This window comes from Cupriavidus sp. FW305-26, assembly GCF_058787975.1.
The window spans coordinates 1-20,735 of record NZ_JBYTAH010000100.1; the positions used below are offsets into that span (position 1 = coordinate 1).

Here is a 20,735-nt window from a genome sequence, read left to right on the forward strand (position 1 = left end):
GCGTGGGCGTGGGCTTTGCCTTCGACCTGAGCCGGCTGTTCAACAAGCCCGCGCCGGTGCAGCAGGTGGACCTGTTCCAGTACAAGGTGCGAACCATGGACGGCACGATCGTGTCGGCCAACGCGCCGGCGGCGCCGGGGCTGGAGCCAGGCGCGTGCGTGCGGGTGATCTACCCCGACGGCAGCCAGGAAGCCCGCCTGGCGCCATCGAACGAGTGCTGAGCCGCCGCGGCGCAGCCTGAAAGCACAACGGCCTCCACTCGGGAGGCCGTTGTCGTTGGCAGCGGCTGCCGCTCAGGCGGCCTTGCGGCTGTCGCGCAGTTCGCGGCGCAGGATCTTGCCGACGTTGGTCTTGGGCAGTTCGGTGCGGAACTCGACGTACTTGGGCCGCTTGTAGCCGGTCAGGCGCTCCTTGCAGAACTCGATCACATCGGCCTCGGTCAGCCCCGGATCCTTCTTCACCACGAACAGCTTGACGACCTCGCCCGAGTGCGTGTCGGGCACGCCCACGGCCGCCACTTCCAGCACGCCCGGGCACTCGGCCACCACGCCTTCGACCTCGTTCGGATACACGTTGAAGCCCGACACCAGGATCATGTCCTTCTTGCGGTCGACGATCTTGGTGTAGCCACGCTCGTCCATCACGCCGATGTCGCCGGTCTTGAAGAAGCCGTCCGGGGTCATGACCTTGGCGGTCTCGTCCGGGCGGTTCCAGTAGCCGGCCATCACCTGCGGGCCGCGGATGCAGATTTCGCCCGGCTGGCCGAGCGGCACGTCCTTGCCGTCATCGTCGCGGATCACCACTTCGGTCGACGGCAGCGGCATGCCGATGGTGCCGGAGAATGCGTCGGTGTCGGTCGGGTTGCAGGTGGCCGAGGGCGAAGTCTCGGACAGGCCGTAGCCTTCGATGATCGGGCAGCCGGTCTTGGCCAGCCACTGCTTGGCCACCGCCTCCTGCACCGCCATGCCGCCGCCGTTGGCCACGCGCAGGCCGGAGAAATCGACCTTGCTGATTTCCGGATTGTTGATCAGTGCGTTGTACAGCGTGTTGACGGCCGGGAACATGTTGAACTTGTACTTCTGCAGTTCCTTGATGAAGCCCGGGATGTCGCGCGGATTCGGGATCAGCACGCTGGTGCCGCCGCTGCGCATGCCCAGCAGGCAGCAGACCGTCAGCGCGAAGATGTGGTACAGCGGCAGCGCGGTGATGGTGATGGGCTGGTCGATGTGTGCGCCCTTGTTCAGCGCCGGCTGCATCCACGCCTCGGACTGCAGCACGTTGGCCACCACGTTACGGTGCAGCAGCACCGCACCCTTGGAGATGCCGGTAGTGCCGCCCGTGTACTGCAGGAAGGCGATGTCATCCGGCCCCGTGGTGGCCGGCTGCAGCGTCAGCTTGCGGCCTTCGGCCAGCACGCTGTTGAAGCGCACGCAGGTGGGCAGCTCCCATGCCGGCACCATCTTCTTGACGTTGCGCACCACGAAATTGACGATCGCTCCCTTCAGCCCGCCCAGCATGTCACCCATGCTGGCCACCACCACGTGCTTGACCGGGGTCTTGGCCAGCACCTGCTGCAGCGTGGAGGCAAAGTTCTCCAGGATCACGATGGCCTCGGCGCCGCTGTCCTTGAGCTGGTGCTCGAGCTCGCGCGGGGTGTAGAGCGGGTTGACGTTGACCACCACGAAGCCCGCGCGCAGCACCGCCGCCAGCACCACCGGGTACTGCAGCACGTTCGGCATCATGATCGCCACGCGTGCGCCGGGACGCAGCCCGCGCGACTGCAGCCAGGCGGCAAAGTGCGTCGAGAGCTGGTCCAGTTCGCCGTAGGTGATGGCCTTGTCCATGCAGATGAAGGCCTTGCGGTCGGCATAGGTGCGGAAAGATGCCTCGAGCAGCGCGGCAAGCGAGCGGAACTGGCTGGCATCGATCTCGGCGGGAACGCCGGCCGGGTAGTGTTTCAGCCAAATTCTTTCCATAGCACCGTCTCCTGATTTCTGAATGGTCGTTCGATTTTGCCGAGATGCTAAACGTGCGCCCCGGTTAAAACAACAACTTAGACGAAGTCCTCGGGGCCACCGGACAGGCCTTGGTGCCCCTGACGGGCATTATGCGCCACCGATCGGGCGCAAGTAGGGGGATAACCCCTAGTGAGGCAAATCCGCACTCAGCCGCCGCTGGGCAGCGCCAGTTTCATCATGCTGGCGGCAAGCTCCTGCGCCAGCGTCTCCGGGTCCATGCGGCCGGGTTCATGCCAGGTGTAGAGGAACCCCACCACGCTGCCGATCGCATGGGCCGTCACGCGTGCGTCGCCGAAGGCGAACACGCCATCGCGCTTGCCCTCTTCCAGCAGCGCATAGAGGTCGCGATAGAAGTCCCGCGCCATGCTGTCGAGCCACGCCACGGTGTCGGGGCGCAGGTACTGGTTGTCGCGAAAGCTCAGCGTGGCCGGCACATGGCAGGCGACGCAGCGCCGCGCCATCTCGAGCAGGCAGGCCTGCAGGCGCTCGCGCACCGGCAGCGCGGGGTCCGCGGTCTCGCGGATCACGGGCAGGCAGGTCTGGGCCGACTCGCGGCACAGGATGTCGAAGATCTCGTACTTGTCAGTAAAGTAGTAGTAGACCGCCGGCTTGGTCACGCCCAGCGCGCGGCACAGGTCGTTCATGGTCATGCCGGGATAGCCCTTGCTGTAGAAGAGCTGCGCGGCGGTATCGAGAATCTGGCGGCGGCGGGCCTCCTGGCGCTCGGCGATATGCGGGCGGGCCGGCTGCGGCTCTGGCGGTGTGCTCAACGGCGGGTTCAGCGGTGCGGATCTGGGTGCAATCGACATGATGCAATTCTCGCATGGCGGGCTCGCTACGCCAGTCCGGTCGAGCCCTTGCTTGACGCCACAGCCTGCGGCGCCAAAGGGGAAAGGGAAAACGGCCAATTGACGCCAATACCCGATCACCCCAGAATCTTACCCAACGGTAAATAAATGTACCAACGAGTACATACCCGCACTGCGCCCACAACACACGCCATCAACGCTCCCGCTCATGACGAACCACAAGCTCCTGATCGCCAATCGCGGCGAAATCGCTATCCGGATCGCGCGGGCCGCCGCGGCCATGGGCATCCCCAGCGTGGCGCTGTACAGCGAAGACGACTGCGACGCGCTGCACGTGCGCAAGGCCGACGCGGCCGTGGCGCTGCCCGGCACTGGTCCGCGCGCCTACCTAGACATTGCCGCCGTGGTGGACGCTGCGCGGCGGGCGGGCTGCGGCATGGTGCACCCTGGCTACGGCTTCCTGTCCGAGAACGCCGACTTTGCGCAGGCCTGCCTGGACGCCGGGCTGGTCTTCGCCGGCCCTGCGCCCGACGTGCTGCGCCTGTTCGGCGACAAGGCCCGCGCCCGCGCGCTGGCGCGCGAGCATGGCGTGCCGGTCGTGCCCGGCACCGCCGGCCCGACCTCGCCGGAGCAGGCGCGGGCCTTCTTCGCCAGCCTCGACGGGCAAGCGGGCATGATGATCAAGGCGCTCGCCGGCGGCGGCGGGCGCGGCATGCGCGCCGTGCATCGCGCTGCCGGGATCGACGAGGCCTACGCACGCTGCGTCTCGGAAGCTACCGCGGCGTTTGGCAATGGTGCGGTCTACGTGGAGCGCATCGTCGCCGCGCCGCGCCATATCGAGATCCAGGTGGTCGCCGACGCCGAGGGCCGCGTGCTGACGCTGGGCGAGCGCGAATGCAGCCTGCAGCGCCGCCACCAGAAGCTGGTGGAGATCGCCCCCAGCCCGTCATTGGATGACGCGCTGCGCGCAAGGCTGGCCGATGCCGCCGCCACACTGGCGCGCGCCGCCGCCTATCGCGGCATCGGCACGTTCGAATTCCTGGTGGAAGACAGCGGCAATGGCGGCCCATCGTTCTGGTTCATGGAGGCCAACCCGCGCCTGCAGGTCGAGCACACGGTGACCGAGATGGTGACCGGCGTCGACCTCGTGCAAACCCAGCTGGCCATCGCCGCCGGCGCGCGCCTGGCCGACCTGGGCCTGGAGCAGGCACCCGCGCCGCGCGGCATCGCGGTGCAGTTGCGCATCAATGCCGAGCACCTCGACGCGCAGGGCCAGCTGCGCCCGGCCAGCGGCACGCTGACGGCGTTCGAGCCGCCCAACGGGCCAGGCGTGCGCGTGGACAGCGCGGGCTTTGCCGGCATGACGGCGAATCCGCGCTTTGATTCGCTGCTGGCCAAGCTGATCGTGCACGAACCCGGCGGCAACTTTGCGCGTGCGCTCGCGATCGCCTACCGCGCGCTGTGCGAGTTCCGCATCGAAGGCATCGACACCAACCGCCGCTTGCTGCAGGATCTGCTGCAGCTGGACGACATACGCCGCAATGCCGTGCACACGCAGTACCTGGACCAGGCGCTGGCCGCGCTTGCCGCCGCCGACGCCGAACACCCGGTGCTGCACGCGCCGCCCGGCCTGGCCGACAGCGCCCCGGCCGATGAGCACAATGCGCTGGCCGATGTCCCTGACGACGCCATTGCCGTGCCGGCGCCCATGGACGGCGCGCTCGCCGCCATCCACGTGCGCGAAGGCGATACGGTCAGGCGCGGCCAGCCGCTGGCCATCATCGAAGCGATGAAGATGGAGCATCCGCTGGAGGCGCCCGCCGCCGGCACCGTGCTGCGCGTGCTGGCCGTCGCGGGTGCCACGCTGCGCGCCGGCGCCGCGGTGATCGTGCTGGCGCCCGGCGGCGATGCCGGCCATGCCGCCGAGACCGCCGCGGCGGCCGACCTCGACCATGTGCGCGCGGACCTGCGCGAGACGCTGGAGCGCCACGCCCTCGGCCACGACGCCGCACGCGCCCAGGCCGTCGCCAGGCGCCACGCCCAGGGCGGCCAAACGGCGCGCGAGAACATCGCCCGGCTGTGCGACGACGGCTCCTTCATCGAGTACGGCGCGCTCGCCATCGCCGCGCAACGGCAGCGCCGCAGTGTCGAAGACCTGGTCAGCGCCACGCCCGCCGACGGCATCGTCACCGGTATCGGGTCCGTCAACGCGGCGCGCTTTCCCGGTGCCGATACGCGCTGCATGGTGCTGGCCTATGACTACACGGTGCTGGCCGGCACGCAGGGCTTCTACGGCCACAAGAAGCTGGACCGCATGCTGGCGCTGGCGCGCCAGTGGCAGGTGCCGGTGGTGCTGTTTGCCGAGGGCGGCGGCGGGCGGCCCGGCGATACCGACATGCCGGTGGTGGCCGGGCTGGACTGCACCTCGTTCATCCAGTTCGCGCGGCTGTCGGGCCAGGTGCCGCTGGTGGGCATCGTGTCGGGCCGCTGCTTTGCCGGCAACGCCGCGCTGCTTGGCTGCGCCGACGTCATCATCGCCACGCGCAGCGCCACCATCGGCATGGGCGGGCCGGCCATGATCGAAGGCGGCGGGCTGGGCGTGTTCGCGCCCGAGGAAGTGGGCCCGGTCAGCGTGCAGGGGCCCAACGGCGTGATCGACGTGCTGGTCGATGACGAAGCGGCCGCGGTCGATGCCGCGCAACGCTACCTGTCCTACTTCCAGGGCGACGTGCATGACTGGCAGGCGGAAGACCCGCGCCACCTGCGCCACGCCATCCCCGAGAACCGCCTGCGCAGCTACGACATGCGCGCGGTGATCGCCGCCATGGCGGACAGCGGCTCGGTGCTGGAGCTGCGCGCGGCGTTCGGCACCGGCATCATCACCGCGCTGATCCGCATCGAAGGCCGCGCCTTCGGCTGCATCGCCAACAACCCGCGCCACCTCGGGGGCGCCATCGACAGCGCCGCCGCCGACAAGGCCGCGCGCTTCATGCAGCTGTGCGACGCGCACGGGCTGCCGATGGTGTCGCTGTGCGACACCCCGGGCTTCATGGTCGGGCCGCAGGCCGAGAAGACCGCCACGGTGCGGCACGTGTCGCGCCTCTTTGTCACCGCTGGCGCGCTGCGCGTGCCGTTCTTCACGGTGGTGCTGCGCAAGGGCTACGGACTGGGCGCGCAGGCCATGGCCGGCGGCAGCTTTGCCGCGCCCTTCTTCACCGCGGCCTGGCCCAGCGGCGAGTTCGGCGCGATGGGCATCGAGGGCTCGATCCGGCTGGGCTTCCGCAAGGAACTGGAGGCCGTGGCCGACCCCGACGAGCGCGCGGCGCTGTTCGCGCGCATGGTCGACGGCGCCTACCAGCGCGGCCGCGCGCTCAACATGGCCAGCCACCTGGAGATCGACGCGGTGATCGACCCTGCCGACACGCGGCGCTGGCTGCTGCGCGGGCTGGCCTCGGTGCCGCCGGGGAGCCTCGGCCGCCAGGCCAACGCACCGAGACGGTTCATCGATACCTGGTAAGCGACGCGGCAGCTTAGTTGGCCGCGGTCTTTCCGCCCGCGGTCAGCGTGCCGGCGCGCGTGGCCGGCGGCGCCAGCCGCTGCAGCGCGGCCTCGCGCTCGGCGGCGGGCAGCGCGCCGATACGGGCAGCCTCGTCATAGAAGCGCTGCCAGTCGCCGTTGCACTGCGCCAGCAACGCGGTGAAGGCCGGCACCCACTGCTGGTAGGTGGCCACCGCGGCCAGGTGGGCGTTGGTCAGCGGCTGGTCGAACCAGCGGTCATAACCGCTGAATCCGCCCCACTCCGTGCGCAGCCGCGCGTACTGGGCGCGCAGGTCGGCAAAGATCTTTGCCTTGCTCTCGCGCTTGGCGCCGTCATCGAGCGGGGTCTGGTACAGCGCCACCAGCCGGTCGCGCGTGCCCAGCAACAGCGCGCGGAACTGCTGGCGCCGGGCATCGTACTGCCGATAGCTGGCGCGCGCGTCCTCCGACGCATCCTCGGCCAGCCAGCGCTCCACGCCCGCGGCTTCCACCGCGGTGGCAAAGGACTCGTTGAAGGCGGTGTCGTTGCGCACGTACACCACCTGGTGCGCGAGCTCGTGGAAGATCAGCCGCGCCAGTTCGCCCTCGGGCAGGTAGACGAAGGTATTGAGCAGCGGGTCGTCGAAATAGCCCAGCGTCGAATAGGCGGGGATGCCGGCAACGTAGGTCTCGAGCCCGTCGCGGCGCAGGCCCCGCGCATACTGCTCGGCATCGGACTGGGCGTAGTAGCCGCGGTAGCTGATGCAGCCGACGATGGGGAAGCACCACTTGCGCAGGTCCATCGACAGCTCGGGCGTGGCGAACACGCTCCACACCACATAGGGCCGGTGCAGGTTGGCGTAGCGGCGGTAGCTGCCGTTCTCGGGCAGCTTCAGTTCGCGCGAGGCGAAGTCACGCATGCGGCCGGCCAGCGCCAGCCGCTGCGCCAGGCGCCCATCGTTGGCGTCGCGCGCGTTGGCGATGGCGTCGGTCAGCGGCTGTGCCTGGGCCATCACGCCCAGATGGCCGCCGATCGACTGCGCGTAGTAGCCGACGGCCTCGCACCCGGCCGTCACCAGGACCACCGCGGTGAGGCCGGTCGCCGCCAGGAGTGCCGCCCAGCGCCAGCGGCCACGCTGCGGCGTCATGCCGGCAGGACTGCCCCTTCCGTGCAGGCCTCGACCTGCACCAGGCAGTCATAGAACACCGGCGCGCGGCCCAGGTCGGTCAGGCGCTGGCTGGTCAGCTCGTTGGCGTTCTTGCCGTCCGAGGCCAGCTTCTTCCACCAGATCGACAGGCCCACCACCAGCCCGCGCCGGGCGCGGTCGGTGACGCGGGCGCGCGCCACCATGCTGCCGCGGTCGTTGAAGACGCGCACCATGGCGCCGTGCACGATGCCGCGCTCGGCGGCGTCGGCCGGGTGGATGTCCAGGTGCGGCTCGCCCTCGGTGGCGCGCAGGCTGTCGACGTTGACGAAGGAGCTGTTGAGGAAGTTGCGCGCCGGCGGCGAGATCATCGCCAGCGGATAGCGCGCCGCCAGTTCGGGCGCGGTCAGCGGCGCCTCGTACTGCGGCACGTAGTCAGGCAGCGGGTCGAGGCCGTCGCGCGCCATCGGCTCAGAATAGAACTGGCACTTGCCCGATGCGGTCGGGAAGCCACCCTCGGCGAACGGCGCCGCCGGCAGCGCCAGCTTCTGCCAGCCCTGCTCCTTCAATGATTCCCAGCTGATGCCGGCCGCGCGCGCATCGCCCGGAATGATGGCCTGCGCGGCGATGGCCTCGTCGCTGTCGGCAAAGCACGCCTCGGTGAAGCCCAGGCGCTGGGCCAGCCGGCGGAAGATCTCAGTATTGGGCAGGGCCTCGCCCATCGGCGCGATGGCGGCGTTGTTGGCCAGGAAATAGGTGTGGCCGTAGGCCTTGTGCACGTCGGTGTGCTCAAGCTGCGTGGTCGCCGGCAGCAGGATGTCGGCATAGTCGGCGGTGTCGGTGCGGAAGTGCTCCAGCACCACCGTGAACAGGTCCTCGCGCGCGAAGCCCGCGGCGACCTTGCCGGATTCCGGCGCCACCGCGACCGGGTTGCTGTTGTACACCACCACGGCCTCGATGCGCGGCGCGCCGGGCGCGGGCTCGGCCAGCAGCGCGTCACCGATGGTGCTCATGTTGACGATGCGCGGCAGCGTCTGCGGCCAGCCAGGCAGCAGGTCGGGGCGCTGCAGCGCGGCTTCGTTGATCGGGAAGAAGCCCGAGGTCGACAGCTGCAGCCCGCCCGCGGGCTGGCGCCAGGCGCCCACCAGCGACGGCAGGCACGCCACCGCGCGCACCGCCTGGCCGCCGCCGTGCACACGCTGCATGCCGTAGTTCAGGCGGATTGCCACCGGCTGGCGCTCGCGCACCGCCAGCTGGCCGTAGAGGCCGGCCAGCCATTCGATGTCCTCGGCCGGGATGCCGCAGATCTCGGCCGCGCGTGCCGGGGTGTAGGCCTGCGCGCGCTCGCGCAGCGCCTCGAAGCCGACGGTGTGGCGTTCGATGTAGTCGTGGTCGAGCAGGTCGTCGCGGATCAGCACATGGATCAGCGCCAGCGCCAGCGCGCCGTCGGTGCCGGGCATCGGCGCGATATGGCGGTGGCACTTCTCGGCGCTCAGCGAGCGGTACGGGTCGATTGCCACCAGCGTGGCGCCGCGCCGCTTGGCTTCCTGCGCGCGGGTCCAGAAATGCAGGTTGGAGGCAATCGGGTTGCCGCCCCAGATGATCACCAGCCTGGCATCGACCACGTGCTCCATGTCCATGCCCACGCTGGCGCCATAGGTGTAGCGCAGCGCGGTGGCGCCGGCGCTGGCGCAGATGGTGCGGTCCAGCCGCGACGCGCCCAGCTTGTTGAAGAAGCGCGCGGCCATGCTCTCGCCCTGCACCAGCCCCATGGTGCCGGCGTAGCTGTACGGCACGATCGCCTGCGGATCGCGCGCCGCGATCGCCTGCAGGCGGGTGGCGATGGTGTCGAGCGCCTCGTCCCAGGAGATCGGCGCGAACTTGCCTTCGCCCTTCCTGCCGATGCGCTTCATCGGTGTCAGCAGCCGGTCCGGGTGGTAGGTGCGCTCGGTGTAGCGCGACACCTTGGTGCACAGCACGCCCTGCGTGCCGGGATGGTCGGGATCGCCCGCTACCTTGACGGCACGGCCGTCCTCGACGGTGACGAGCAAGGCACAAGTATCGGGGCAGTCATGCGGGCAGGCGGCGCGGACGATGCGGGAAGCCATGGGGTCTCCGGGCGGGGTGTGTTGTTTTTTCGTTCGGTCGTACGGAACTGGAGATGCCGGCGCAGGCGCGCTGGTAGCGGCGCCCGAGCCGCGCCGGCGGGCGGCGCTTTCCCGGCCGTGCGGGGGGATGGCGGGGAGTATCTCGATCCGATTGTATTCGATTATGATGTGCCGGCGCGCTGCCGGCACAGACCGGTACGCGCACCATGCCGCACGACGTGAGCAATTCGCCGGCAAGAGACCGGCCGACGCGGCAAACGGGTAACCGAACCACATTTCGCGGGGGGTTTATGTCGTTCCGATCCGGGGTCAATGGCCGGCTTGCCGGCCTGCTGGTGGCGTGCGCCATCGGCACGGGTGGCGCATCCTGCGCTGCCTTCGCAGCCAACACGGCGGGCACCCCCGCCACATCCGAAAACGGCGTCACCGCCGACACCATCCTGCTGGGCCAGTCCGCCGCGCTGACCGGCCCGACCGCCGTGCTCGGCAAGCAGATGAACTCGGGCGCACGGCTGTATTTCGACCATATCAACCAGCAGGGCGGCATCCACGGCCGCAAGATCCGGCTGGAGGCGCTGGACGACTACTACGAGCCCGAGCCCGCCGCCAGGAACACCAGGAAGCTGATCGAGGAAGACCGCGTCTTCGCCCTCTTCGGCTATGTCGGCACGCCCACCAGCCAGGCCGCGCTGCCGCTGGCAATCCAGGCCCGGGTGCCGTTCTTCGGCCCGTACACCGGGGCGCAGTCGCTGCGCGAGCCGCGCAGCCGCTACGTCTTCCATGTGCGCGCCGGCTACAACGAGGAAACCGCGGCCATCCTGCGCCAGATCCAGACCACCGGGCTCAAGCGCGTGGCCGTGGTCTACAACGAGGACGCCTACGGCAAGGCCGGGCTGGATGGCCTGGAGCGCGCGCTCAAGGCCGCGCCCGACAGCGGCGTACAGATCGTCGCGCGCGAGCCCGTGGTCCGCAACACCACGGAAATCGGCGACGCCATCCAGGGTTCGATAAAGGCCAGGCCCGACGCCGTGGTGATGATCAGCGCCTACCGCACCGCCGGCGCCTTCGTGAAGGAAGCGCTGCGCCGCGGCTACAACGGCCAGTTCTACAACGTCTCCTTCGTCGGCACGCAGGCGCTGGCCAACGAGGTCGGCGCACAGGGCAGCGGCGTGATCATCTCGCAGGTGATGCCGCACCCGGGCAACGCCACGCTGCCGATCGTGCGGGAGTACCTGCGCCTGCTGCAGGCCGCCGGCAAGCCCAGCGAATTCGACTACGCCAGCATCGAAGGCTTTATCTCCGCCAAGACGTTCACCGAGGGCCTGCGCCGCGCGGGCAAGGACCTGACGCGCGAGAAGCTGGTGACCGCGCTGGAGTCAATGCGCAGCTATGACCTCGGCGGGTTTATCATCAACTTCACGCCGGAGAACCACGTGGGTTCGAAGTTTGTGGAGATGACGATCATCAATTCGAAGGGGCAGGTGATCCGCTGAGATTCAAGGTTTTCTCCTCCCTCGCGCAGGGAGGAGAAAACCAGGCCCTACTCCATGTCGTTCAGGTGACACGCCGAGAACCGCATCGGCGCAATCTCCTTCAGCAGCGGCTGCTCTTCCCGGCAACGCGGCATCGCATGCGGGCAGCGCGGGTGGAAGTGGCAGCCCGGCGGCGGGTTCAGCGGCGACGGGATCTCGCCGCGGATCGCCACATAGGTCTTGCGGGCCACCTCCAGCTTGGGCGCCTCGGCCAGCAGGGCCTGGGTATAGGGATGGTTGGGCGCGGCGAACACGTCTTCGGTCGGCGCGGATTCCACCACCCGCCCCAGGTACATGATCACCACGCGGTCGCTGATGTGCTTGACCACGCCCAGGTCATGGCTGATGAACAGGTAGGTCAGGTTCAGGTCTTCACGCAGGCGCATGAACAGGTTCAGCACCTGGGCCTGGATCGACACGTCCAGCGCCGCCACCGACTCGTCGCACACCAGGAACTCGGGCTTGACCGCCAGCGCCCGGGCAATGCCGATGCGCGCGCGCTGCCCGCCGGAGAACTGGTGCGGAAAGCGCCGCAGCACGGTCGGGTCCATGCCCACGCGCACCAGCATGTCTTCCACATAGCCCTTCTGCGCGCCGCGCTCGACCATGCCGTGCACCACCGGCGCCTCGCCCACGATATCCAGCACGCGCAGCCGCGGATTGAGCGAGGCGTACGGGTCCTGGAAGATCATCTGGATCGCCAGCTGCTTCTCGCGGCGCTTGTCGGGTGGCAGGTGGTCCAGGTTGATGCCGCGCCACAGGCGCTCGCCCTCGGTCAGCGAGTGCAGGCCCACGGCCATGCGCCCGAGCGTGGACTTGCCGCAGCCGGACTCGCCGACCAGGCCCACCACTTCGCCGGCGCGGATGCTCAGGTCGACACGGTCGACCGCGTGCACCACCTCGTCATGCGCATGGGCGCCGAACAGGTTGGCGATGCGCGCGGCGGTGTCGAGCGACTTGACGAAGCGCTTGGACACGCCGCGCAGCTCCAGGATCGGCGCGCTCGGCGTGCCCCCCTCTTCCGCTGCAGGATTCGTCATCGGTCGGGATTGCAGTTCAGTTGCGCTCATGCTGCCTCCTGGTTGGCCAGCACCGGATGGAAGCAGCGCAGGCGGCGGCCGTCGGCGGCGGTCTCCAGCGGCGGCTCGGTCTTGCAGGCAGCGGTGGCGTAGGGACAGCGTTCGCGGAACGCGCAGCCGCCCGGCAGGTTCAGCAGCGACGGCGTCATGCCCGGGATCTGCCGCAGCGGCGTGCCGCGCGGATTGCGCGACGGCGCCGAGCTGATCAGCCCGTGGGTGTAGGGGTGCTCGGGGTGCTCCAGCACCTGGCGCACGTCGCCGGCCTCGACGATCTTGCCGGCGTACATCACGCACACGGTATCGGCCAGTCCCGCCACCACCGACAGGTCGTGCGTGATCCAGATCAACGCCGTGCCCGATTCGCGGCACAGGGTCTGCATCTCGTACAGGATCTGGCCCTGGATGGTGACGTCCAGCGCGGTGGTGGGCTCGTCGGCAATGATCAGGTCGGGCTTGTTCAGCAGCGCGATCGCGATCGCCACGCGCTGGCGCATGCCGCCCGAGAACTGGTGCGGATAGGCCTGCAGGCGCTCGTCCGGCGACGGGATGCCGACCCGCGCCAGCGCATTGCGCGCGCGTTCGCGCGCCACCGCCTTGCCTACCTTCTCATGGGCCAGCACCGCCTCGATCATCTGCGTGTCGATGCGCAGGACCGGGTTCAGCGTCATCATCGGGTCCTGGAAGATCATCGCGATGCGGTTGCCGCGCACGTCGCGCTGCTGCGCCGGCGTGAGCGCGCGCAGGTCGCGGGTGATGCCGTCGCGGCTGGTCAGCGCGATGCGGCCGTCGACGATCTTCCCGGGCGGATCGATCAGGCCCATGATCGAATACCCGGTCATGGACTTGCCCGAGCCGGACTCGCCCACCAGCCCCATGATCTCGCCGCGGCCCACGGTGAAGGACACGTCGTCGACGGCCTTGGCGATGCCGCCGCGCGTGTGGAATTGCGTCTTCAGGTGTTCAACCACCAATGTCGGTTGTGCCATGTACCGCTCCTGGTTATTGCGTCTGCAGGCGCGGGTTGAGGACGTCGCGCAACTGGTCGGCCACCAGGTTCATCGCCACGATGGTGACCACCAGCGCAATGCCCGGGAAGAAGCTGATCCAGTACTTGCCCGACAGCATGTACTGCTGGCCGTTGGAGATCAGCGAGCCCAGCGAGGGCTCCGTGACCGGCACGCCCAGCCCGAGGAAGGACAGCGTCGCTTCCAGCGTGATCGCCGAGGCCACCTGCAGCGCCGCGATCACGATCAGCGGCGGCAGGCAGTTGGGCAGCAGGTGGCGGAACATGATGCGCATCGGCGGCAGGCCCAGGCAGGTGGCGGCCTCGATATATTCCTTGCGGCGCTCCACCAGTGCGGCGCTGCGCGTGGTGCGGGCGTAGTAGGCCCACTGTACCGCCACCAGCGCGATCACGATATTGCCCAGGCCCGGGCGCAGGAAGGCTAGCAGGATCAGCGCCAGCAGGATCGGCGGGAACGACAGCTGCAGGTCGGCCACGCGCATGATGAAGGCCTCGGTGCGACCGCCCAGGAAGCCGGCCAGCAGGCCGAGCGTGGCGCCCAGCAGCAGCGCGATCACGGTGCTGACCACGCCCACGCCGATGCTGATGCGCAGGCCGTACATCACCGCCGACAGGATGTCGCGGCCCTGCTCGTCCGAACCCAGCAGGAAGGTCATGCCGGTGCCGGCCTGCTCGCCCGGCGCCAGGCGCGCGTCGAGCACGTCCAGCGTGGCCAGGTCATAGGGGTTCTGCGGCGCCAGCCACGGCGCGAAGATGGCGATCAGGATGATGACGACCAGCGTGGCCAGTCCGGCCACAGCAATCTTGCTGGAGAAGAACTCCGCGGCAAAGCGCCGCCACGGCGATTGTTCGCGCGCCGCGGCGAGCGGCGGGGTCTTGTCCTCTTGTTCTACAGATACGGCACTCATGGCTCAGCCCTTGTTGTCGGCAATGCGCACGCGCGGATCGAGCATGCTGTAGATGATGTCCACCACCAGGTTGATCAGGATGAACAGCGTCACGATCACCATCAGGTAGGCGACGATCACCGGCCGGTCCAGCAGCTGGATCGAGTCGATGATGAGCTTGCCCATGCCGGGCCAGGCGAAGATGGTCTCGGTCACGATCGCAAATGCGATGATCGAGCCGAACTGCAGCGCGATCACCGTGACGATCGGGATCAGGATGTTCTTCAGCACATGCACGCCGACAATGCGCGTGTTCGACAGGCCCTTGGCGCGCGCGAACTTGACGTAGTCCTGCATCATCGCCTCCTGCGTGCCGGCGCGCGTGAGCCGGATCACCATGGCGATATTCAGGAGCGACAGCGTCACCGCCGGCAGGACCAGGTGGCGGATGCCGTCGGCAGTCAGGAAGCTGAGCGGGATGCCGAGCACGCGCACGGTCTCGCCGCGCCCGTTGGAGGGCAGCCAGCCGAGCTGCACCGCGAACACCATGATCAGCATCAGCCCGACCCAGAAGGTGGGCAGCGAGAAGCCCAGGATCGACACCGCCATGATCGACTTGCCGGCAATGCCCTTGGGCCGCAGCCCGGCCCACAGGCCCAGCGGAATGCCCAGCACGATCGCCAGCAGGATCGCGCAAATGGCCAGCTCCATGGTGGCGGGCATGCGCTCGAAGATCAGCTTGAGTGCCGGCGTGCCGTGCGCGAACGAGGTGCCCAGGTTGCCTTGCAGCGCATTCTGCAGGAACACCCAGTACTGCTCCCACAGCGGCTTGTCCAGGCCCAGCGCCGCGATGGTGCGCTTGATGTCCTCCTGGTCGGCCTGCGGGTTGATCAGGATGTCGACGGGATTGCCGATGGCAAAGACGCCGAGGAAAACCAGCAGCGACATGACGAAGAGCACAACCACGCTCTGCATCAGGCGCCGGATGATAAAGACCAGCATGTTCGAACCACTTTCCTTTCGCGCGCGAAGGCACGCCACGCCCGGGCCGCGCCGTGGCGCTTCCCGGGTGTGGCGCGGCAGCCATGCGCGGCACCGCAAACTCGGCCAGCAGACCATCCGCGGGCCGAGGCTCCTGTCTGGGTTGACCGGAGCTTACTGGGGCTTGAAGTTATGCGCGTAGGTGCGCTCGTCGGTACGCGGCACGTAGACGATGCCCTTTTGTGTGGCCCAGGTGGTCACCTGCTGGTGGATCGGGACGATACCGCCATCGTTGATCGCGATTGCGGTGGCCTCCTGCAGCAGCTTGGAGCGCTCGTTGTCATCCACGGTGGACAGCGCCTTCTCCAGCACCACGTCCATCTTGGGGTTGCAGTACTCGCCCCAGTTGGTGGTGCCGAAGCCCTTCTTGCTGTCCTCGCACGCCAGCAGCGCGCGCAGCGGCGAGCTGACCTCACCGGTCTGCGCGCCCCAGCCCAGCAGCCCGAACGACCACTCGTGCTTGATGCCCTTGGACGAGTATGTCGCCATCGGCATGCCTTCGACCTTGGTGGCGATGCCGATGCGGGTCAGGTTCTGCGCAATCGTCTGCGCGATCTTCTCGTCGTTGACGTAGCGGTTGTTGGGCGTATGCAGCGTCACGCCGAAGCCGTTCGGGAAGCCGGCGTCGGCCAGCAGCTTCTTGGCGGCCTCGGGGTCGTACTTGACCGTCTTCAGGTTGGGGTTATAGCCGAACAGCGTCGGCGGCACCAGGTTGTTGGTCGGCTCGGACAGGCCTTCCATCAGGCGGTCCTTGATGCCCTGCCGGTTGATCGCCATGCTGATGGCATTGCGCACGCGCGCGTCCTTCAGCGGGTTCTTGTCCAGCGGTGCGCCTTCCTTGGTGGTGACGTAGGGCGACTTGTCGCGCTTGGCATCGAAATACAGGTAGATCACGCGGTGCGAGATCTTGGAGAAGAACGACAGCTTGGGATCCTGGCGCACCTTGGGCAGGTCAGGCGTGGGCACGTTCTCGATGGCCTGCACGTCGCCCGACAGCAGCGCCGCCAGGCGCGTCGCCGGATTGGGGATGAAGCGCAGGGTAACCTTGTCCCAGGCCGGCTTGGCGCCCCAGTAGTCGTTGTTGCGCACCAGCTCGACCCGGTCGTCGCGGGCATAGCTGACGAACTTGAACGGCCCGGTGCCGACCATGCCCTTGCCCTGCGCGAAGTCATCCGAGCTCAGCCCCTGCGTCGCCTTCTTCTGCACGATGAAGATCGACGTGAGGTCGTTCAGCATCAGCGGATAAGGCTGGTTGGTGGTCAGCTGGATGGTGTGCTTGTCGATGATCTTCTTGTTGACGATCGCCTTGGTGTAGACATCGAACTTGCCCGGGCTGTTCTGGATGGTGGCCGGACGGTCCAGCGACCAGATCACGTCTTCGGCGGTCAGCTCGGAGCCGTCGTGGAACTTCACGCCCTTGCGGATCTTGAATTCCCAGGTGAGGTTGTTGACCAGCTTCCACGACTCGGCCAGGCCCGGGATGATGCGGCTGTCCGGATCCATCTTGGTCAGCGAGTCGAAGATATGCTCGGAGACGTTGATGTTGGAGAACAGGTTGTAGAAGTGCGGATCCATCGAGGTTGGCGGCGAACTCATGGCCAGTTTGAGGTCCGCGGCCTGGGCGGTGCCGGCGAGCGCCAGGCCAAGGGCCCCGGCTACCGCCACCACACCAATTGCCTTCTTGAAAGTGCGAAGGGACATCGCGCAATTCTCCCTGTAGGAAGTGAAGCAGACGTTTTAGGATCGGCAATGCGCCGCGCCGCGGGTCACGCGGCGGCGCTGCGTTTTGGTGCGGTTTGGGGTGCGGTTGCGCATCACAAAGCGACGAAATTGCCGGCCGGGCACTTCAAGCATGAACTGTTCCAGCAGTGCGCATGTCGCGGCAATGCGGGGAAACCCACCCGCGCTGGCATATTGCACTGCGCCAACCTGGCAAGCGCGCAGGAAATCGCCGCATTTTGGCGCTTTGCGGAGAGGCATCGTATGATCGGGGTATCCAACGCTAACGCCCCTAACGTCCAGGGCAGCCAGGCATCATGAAGCTCATCCCCGAAATCCTGCAGGCACAAGCCGAAATCCGCGCGATCCGGCGCGACATCCACGCCCACCCGGAACTCTGCTTCGAAGAACAGCGCACTGCCGACGTGGTCGCGCAGAACCTGGAATCGTGGGGCATCGAAGTGCATCGCGGCCTGGGCACCACCGGCCTGGTGGGCGTGATCCGCAACGGCAACAGCCCGCGCACCATCGGCCTGCGCGCCGACATGGACGCGCTGCCGCTGCAGGAAGCGAACACCTTTGATCACCGCTCGCAGCACACCGGCAAGATGCACGCCTGCGGCCACGACGGCCACACCGCCATGCTGCTCGGCGCGGCGCGCTACCTGGCGCAGCACAAGCCCTTCGACGGCACCGTGCACCTGGTCTTCCAGCCAGCCGAGGAAGGCGGCGGCGGCGCCCGCGAAATGATCAAGGACGGGCTGTTCGAGCGCTTTCCGTGCGACGCGGTGTTCGGCGTGCACAACTGGCCGGGCATGCCGGTCGGAGCGTTCGGCACGCGCGCGGGCCCGCTGATGGCATCGAGCAACGAATTCCGCATTGTGGTGCGCGGCAAGGGTGCGCATGCGGCCATGCCCAACAACGGCAACGACCCGGTCTTCACCGCTGCGCAGATCGTGTCGGCGCTGCAGGGCATCATCACGCGCAACAAGCGCCCGATCGATACCGCGGTGATCTCGGTCACGCAGTTCCACGCAGGCGACGCCACCAATATCGTGCCGGACCAGGCCTGGATCGGCGGCACGGTGCGCACGTTCACGGTGCCGGTGCTGGACCTGATCGAACGGCGCATGGAAGAAGTGGCGCGCGCGGTGGCGGCGGCATTCGACTGCACCATCGAATACGAATTCCACCGCAACTATCCGCCGACCATCAACAGCGAGGCCGAGACCGGCTTTGCGGCCGCGGTCGCCGCGGAACTGGTCGGTGCGGACAACGTCGACAGCAATGTCGAGCCCACCATGGGCGCCGAGGATTTCTCGTTCATGCTGCAGCACAAGCCGGGCTGCTACCTGTTCCTGGGCAACGGCGACGGCGGCCATCGCGACGCCGGCCATGGCATCGGGCCCTGCATGCTGCACAACCCGAGCTACGATTTCAACGACGAACTGCTGCCGGTGGGCTCGACGTTCTTCGTGCGGCTGGTGGAAAAGTGGCTGGCGCCTGCGTGACGTTACGCACCTGAGCACAGCACAACGATAAAAAAACTGGGGAGCATCCGCGATGGGCCGCCTGGCGCTGGATCGCGAGACAGCGCGCAGCTTCGCGCGCGTGGCGCTGGACAATATCCTGCGCCGCTATCCGTACAAGCTGGACCACATGATGGCCAGCGCCGGTGACCTGGCCGAACCGTCGGCCAGGCATCCGGTCTTTTGCGGCAGCTACGACTGGCACTCCAGCGTGCACATGCACTGGTTGCTGGTGCGGCTGCTGGCGCTGTCGCCGGACCAGGAGGAGGCGCCCCGCATCCGCGCAACGCTGGACGCCCAGCTGCGTCCAGAGCACATTGCGGTCGAACTGGCCTACTTCCAGCAGCCCCTTTCGCGCACCTTCGAACGCCCCTATGGCTGGGGCTGGATGCTGAAACTGCAGGCGGAGTTGCTGGCGCTGGCGCGGCAGGACGCCCAGGCAGCCACCTGGGCCGAGGCATGCGCGCCGCTGGCATCGCACCTGTCACGGCAACTGGCGGATTTCCTGGATGCAGCGGTATTCCCGGTGCGCACCGGCACCCATTACAACAGCGCCTTCGCCCTGGTCATGGCCATGGCCTATGCGCGCACACACCAGGACTTCACCTTGCGGCGCGCCATCGTGCGGCGCGCCCACCGCTGGTTCGGACATGATCAGAAATACCCGGCGCGATATGAGCCCGGCGGCGATGAATTCCTGTCCGGCGGGCTGACCGAAGCCGTGCTGATGCACGCCGTGATGGACGGCTGCGCGTTTTCAGAATGGTGGGAGTTGTTCGTGCCGGGGCAGGCGGAACTGGCTAATTGGCTGACGCCGGTCGAAGTGACCAATCGCAGCGACCCCAAGACCTCGCACCTGGACGGGCTCAACCTTTCGCGCGCCTGGTGCTGGCGCATGCTGGAGCCCGCCTTGCCCGAGCCGCTGCGGCCGCTGGCCATCCGGGCATGGTCCGATCATCTCGAGGCATCGCTGCCGCAGGCGGTCGAGGGCGAGTATGTGTCCACGCACTGGCTGGCCTCGTTCGCGGTGCTCGCGCTGGCCGAGCCTATCGGCGGCTGAAGGCGCCGCCGGGGCGCTTCAGTCCAGCGCGATGTCGCCGTACCAGGACTCGGCCTTGCTCTTGGTGTTGTCGGTATCGGTCATGATGCCCACGGCGATGACCGGGCCGGGGTCGGTCCCGAAGGCCTTGCGGTAGTCGGCGCGCAGGTCGCGCTCATGGCAACGCCACTCATTGGCGTGCTTCATGCCGCTATCCACCACGATCATGCGTACCCGGTCGGTGTGCGGGTTCTTCACCAATGAGCCTTCCGCGCGCCGTCCGCCCCAGATGTACATCAGCGTGGCGTAGGGCATTTCCCGGCCGGTGGTCAGCCGCGCCATCTCGTACATCAGCTGGTCTTTCAAGGGCAGCGCACCCTTGTCGCCATCGAAGGCGACGAACAGGCGCAACGGCGAATCCTCGCGCGGGCCGTGGCTGTTGTCGGCGTTGCGGATAATGCCGCTGGTCTTCCAGGTCCAGCGCAGCATGCCGGCATCGCGATCGCGCAGCGGGACATACAGGCCGGAGGCCGAACTCTCGGCCTTCGCATGGACGACCACGCGCTGGTCGACCTCTGCCATCGAATAACGGGTGGGCGTCTTGTTGCGGTTGATGGTCCAAGGCTGCCAGCCGACCGGCAACTGGTCGCGATGCGGTGACACCGAGAACAACGGCAGCGTGACCAGGGTCGGCGGCGGCGCGGCATCGGCGACTTCGCCGTCATCACCCGCCTCGGCTTCCGCCGCACTGGTGTTGGCGGCAGCCAGCGGGTCGGGCGACGATATGGCAGTCACCGCCGGATCCGTCTGCGCTGCCGCGTACGCGGCCATGCGCCTGGCGAATGCCTGGCAATCGATCGCGGAAGTGCCGGCCACAGCGGCCGTGTCACCCGGAGGAACCGCGGAAACAGGGGGAGTAGATGCGCATCCTGCCAGCAGCAGCGCGCCGGCGGCGCCAGTCAAAACCAGCCGAAACACCTTGGCCGTCATGTAACCCCTCGGAACCCGAATCCGGACCTGCTCTGTTGGCAAGGGTCCGGCTATTGCTCACTACTTGCTGCAAACAAGCGTTGCAACCGCCTTCGTGCCGCATGTGGGCACTTGGGTGTCGACCATAGCAGAAGGCGGACAGTCCCGGAATGCTCGGCGACCCGCGATGCGGCATGAAAACAACGAGGACATGCGTGCCTGCGCCGACCCCCGGGCGTTTGTGCCGCGCCAAAGCAAAAACCCCCAGCCTTTTGGGGCTGGGGGTTCTGCGGAATAAGAGCCTGGCGATGACCTACTTT

At 67.8% G+C, this 20,735-nt stretch carries 15 protein-coding genes and 1 pseudogene; 6 read left to right on the top strand and 10 right to left on the bottom strand.

The features are described from left to right. Nucleotides 1-221, top strand: a pseudogene (locus AC3WQZ_RS32765) (hypothetical protein); the annotation flags it as partial. Between the two features lie 72 nt (nt 222-293). On the opposite strand, the gene AC3WQZ_RS32770 reads toward AC3WQZ_RS32765, so the two are convergent. Together AC3WQZ_RS32770 and AC3WQZ_RS32775 are read right to left on the bottom strand one after the other, a co-directional pair. Continuing rightward, nucleotides 294-1,976 carry a long-chain fatty acid--CoA ligase gene (locus AC3WQZ_RS32770; protein ID WP_010814784.1) on the bottom strand — a complete coding sequence of 561 codons (1,683 nt, stop codon included), beginning with the start codon at nt 1,974-1,976 and terminating at the stop codon, nt 294-296. Between the two features lie 188 nt (nt 1,977-2,164). Continuing rightward, complete coding sequence (locus AC3WQZ_RS32775) at nt 2,165-2,827, bottom strand: TetR/AcrR family transcriptional regulator (protein WP_010814785.1); 663 nt, start codon at nt 2,825-2,827, stop codon at nt 2,165-2,167. Between the two features lie 208 nt (nt 2,828-3,035). On the opposite strand from AC3WQZ_RS32775, the gene AC3WQZ_RS32780 reads away from it, so the two are divergent. Beyond that, complete coding sequence (locus AC3WQZ_RS32780) at nt 3,036-6,344, top strand: acetyl-CoA carboxylase family protein (protein WP_492301961.1); 3,309 nt, start codon at nt 3,036-3,038, stop codon at nt 6,342-6,344. A 13-nt stretch (nt 6,345-6,357) separates the two neighbouring features. Here the strand turns inward: AC3WQZ_RS32780 and AC3WQZ_RS32785 are convergent, their stop codons facing one another. Beyond that, nucleotides 6,358-7,491 (bottom strand): aminopeptidase, encoded by a 1,134-nt coding sequence (locus AC3WQZ_RS32785; RefSeq protein ID WP_010814787.1) that lies wholly within the window; start codon nt 7,489-7,491, stop codon nt 6,358-6,360. Further along, nucleotides 7,488-9,596, bottom strand: coding sequence for a molybdopterin-containing oxidoreductase family protein (locus tag AC3WQZ_RS32790; RefSeq protein ID WP_058698453.1), 2,109 nt, complete (start codon nt 9,594-9,596; stop codon nt 7,488-7,490). The genes AC3WQZ_RS32785 and AC3WQZ_RS32790 overlap by 4 nt, the downstream gene beginning before the upstream one ends. Before the next feature lie 290 nt (nt 9,597-9,886). Here AC3WQZ_RS32790 and AC3WQZ_RS32795 point away from each other — a divergent pair, with 290 nt between their 5' ends. Further along, entirely contained in the window at nt 9,887-11,089 is a 1,203-nt protein-coding gene (locus AC3WQZ_RS32795; RefSeq protein WP_010814789.1) for an ABC transporter substrate-binding protein, read from the top strand. Between the two features lie 47 nt (nt 11,090-11,136). Here the strand turns inward: AC3WQZ_RS32795 and AC3WQZ_RS32800 are convergent, their stop codons facing one another. The 5 genes from AC3WQZ_RS32800 to AC3WQZ_RS32820 all read right to left on the bottom strand — a co-directional run bounded on the left by AC3WQZ_RS32800 (nt 11,137) and on the right by AC3WQZ_RS32820 (nt 16,860). Then, nucleotides 11,137-12,168: an ABC transporter ATP-binding protein gene (locus AC3WQZ_RS32800; protein ID WP_167686585.1), complete on the bottom strand. Its 1,032-nt coding sequence runs from the start codon at nt 12,166-12,168 to the stop codon at nt 11,137-11,139. 26 nt (nt 12,169-12,194) lie between these two features. Next, nucleotides 12,195-13,193, bottom strand: coding sequence for an ABC transporter ATP-binding protein (locus AC3WQZ_RS32805; protein ID WP_010814791.1), 999 nt, complete (start codon nt 13,191-13,193; stop codon nt 12,195-12,197). 13 nt (nt 13,194-13,206) lie between these two features. Next, a complete protein-coding gene (locus tag AC3WQZ_RS32810; RefSeq protein WP_010814792.1) occupies nt 13,207-14,139 on the bottom strand; it encodes an ABC transporter permease in 933 nt (310 codons plus the stop codon). A gap of 3 nt (nt 14,140-14,142) precedes the next feature. Then, a complete protein-coding gene (locus tag AC3WQZ_RS32815; protein WP_010814793.1) occupies nt 14,143-15,120 on the bottom strand; it encodes an ABC transporter permease in 978 nt (325 codons plus the stop codon). Nucleotides 15,121-15,273: 153 nt separating this feature from the next. Next, on the bottom strand, nt 15,274-16,860 hold the full coding sequence (locus AC3WQZ_RS32820) for an ABC transporter substrate-binding protein (RefSeq protein ID WP_010814794.1): 1,587 nt from the start codon (nt 16,858-16,860) through the stop codon (nt 15,274-15,276). A gap of 48 nt (nt 16,861-16,908) precedes the next feature. On the opposite strand from AC3WQZ_RS32820, the gene AC3WQZ_RS32825 reads away from it, so the two are divergent. Genes AC3WQZ_RS32825 through AC3WQZ_RS32835 form a run of 3 tightly spaced genes read left to right on the top strand, consistent with a single transcriptional unit; the run spans nt 16,909 to nt 19,467 of the window. Next, nucleotides 16,909-17,199 carry a hypothetical protein gene (locus tag AC3WQZ_RS32825; protein WP_136227796.1) on the top strand — a complete coding sequence of 97 codons (291 nt, stop codon included), beginning with the start codon at nt 16,909-16,911 and terminating at the stop codon, nt 17,197-17,199. Then, nucleotides 17,196-18,389, top strand: coding sequence for a M20 aminoacylase family protein (locus tag AC3WQZ_RS32830; protein WP_011616099.1), 1,194 nt, complete (start codon nt 17,196-17,198; stop codon nt 18,387-18,389). The genes AC3WQZ_RS32825 and AC3WQZ_RS32830 overlap by 4 nt, the downstream gene beginning before the upstream one ends. Before the next feature lie 52 nt (nt 18,390-18,441). Continuing rightward, nucleotides 18,442-19,467, top strand: coding sequence for a DUF2891 domain-containing protein (locus tag AC3WQZ_RS32835; RefSeq protein WP_010814796.1), 1,026 nt, complete (start codon nt 18,442-18,444; stop codon nt 19,465-19,467). Nucleotides 19,468-19,485: 18 nt separating this feature from the next. Here AC3WQZ_RS32835 and AC3WQZ_RS32840 read toward each other — a convergent pair whose 3' ends face one another. Next, a complete protein-coding gene (locus tag AC3WQZ_RS32840) occupies nt 19,486-20,436 on the bottom strand; it encodes a DUF3047 domain-containing protein (RefSeq protein ID WP_439668291.1) in 951 nt (316 codons plus the stop codon). Nucleotides 20,437-20,735: the final 299 nt, after the last annotated feature.

What these genes read in the sequence shown, in the direction of transcription:
- AC3WQZ_RS32770 (WP_010814784.1), bottom strand. Translation starts at nt 1,976, where the DNA reads ATGGAAAGAATTTGGCTGAAACACTACCCGGCCGGCGTTCCCGCCGAG.
- AC3WQZ_RS32775 (WP_010814785.1), bottom strand. Translation starts at nt 2,827, where the DNA reads ATGTCGATTGCACCCAGATCCGCACCGCTGAACCCGCCGTTGAGCACA.
- AC3WQZ_RS32780 (WP_492301961.1), top strand. Translation starts at nt 3,036, where the DNA reads ATGACGAACCACAAGCTCCTGATCGCCAATCGCGGCGAAATCGCTATC.
- AC3WQZ_RS32785 (WP_010814787.1), bottom strand. Translation starts at nt 7,491, where the DNA reads ATGACGCCGCAGCGTGGCCGCTGGCGCTGGGCGGCACTCCTGGCGGCG.
- AC3WQZ_RS32790 (WP_058698453.1), bottom strand. Translation starts at nt 9,596, where the DNA reads ATGGCTTCCCGCATCGTCCGCGCCGCCTGCCCGCATGACTGCCCCGAT.
- AC3WQZ_RS32795 (WP_010814789.1), top strand. Translation starts at nt 9,887, where the DNA reads ATGTCGTTCCGATCCGGGGTCAATGGCCGGCTTGCCGGCCTGCTGGTG.
- AC3WQZ_RS32800 (WP_167686585.1), bottom strand. Translation starts at nt 12,168, where the DNA reads ATGACGAATCCTGCAGCGGAAGAGGGGGGCACGCCGAGCGCGCCGATC.
- AC3WQZ_RS32805 (WP_010814791.1), bottom strand. Translation starts at nt 13,193, where the DNA reads ATGGCACAACCGACATTGGTGGTTGAACACCTGAAGACGCAATTCCAC.
- AC3WQZ_RS32810 (WP_010814792.1), bottom strand. Translation starts at nt 14,139, where the DNA reads ATGAGTGCCGTATCTGTAGAACAAGAGGACAAGACCCCGCCGCTCGCC.
- AC3WQZ_RS32815 (WP_010814793.1), bottom strand. Translation starts at nt 15,120, where the DNA reads ATGCTGGTCTTTATCATCCGGCGCCTGATGCAGAGCGTGGTTGTGCTC.
- AC3WQZ_RS32820 (WP_010814794.1), bottom strand. Translation starts at nt 16,860, where the DNA reads ATGTCCCTTCGCACTTTCAAGAAGGCAATTGGTGTGGTGGCGGTAGCC.
- AC3WQZ_RS32825 (WP_136227796.1), top strand. Translation starts at nt 16,909, where the DNA reads ATGCGCCGCGCCGCGGGTCACGCGGCGGCGCTGCGTTTTGGTGCGGTT.
- AC3WQZ_RS32830 (WP_011616099.1), top strand. Translation starts at nt 17,196, where the DNA reads ATGAAGCTCATCCCCGAAATCCTGCAGGCACAAGCCGAAATCCGCGCG.
- AC3WQZ_RS32835 (WP_010814796.1), top strand. Translation starts at nt 18,442, where the DNA reads ATGGGCCGCCTGGCGCTGGATCGCGAGACAGCGCGCAGCTTCGCGCGC.
- AC3WQZ_RS32840 (WP_439668291.1), bottom strand. Translation starts at nt 20,436, where the DNA reads ATGACGGCCAAGGTGTTTCGGCTGGTTTTGACTGGCGCCGCCGGCGCG.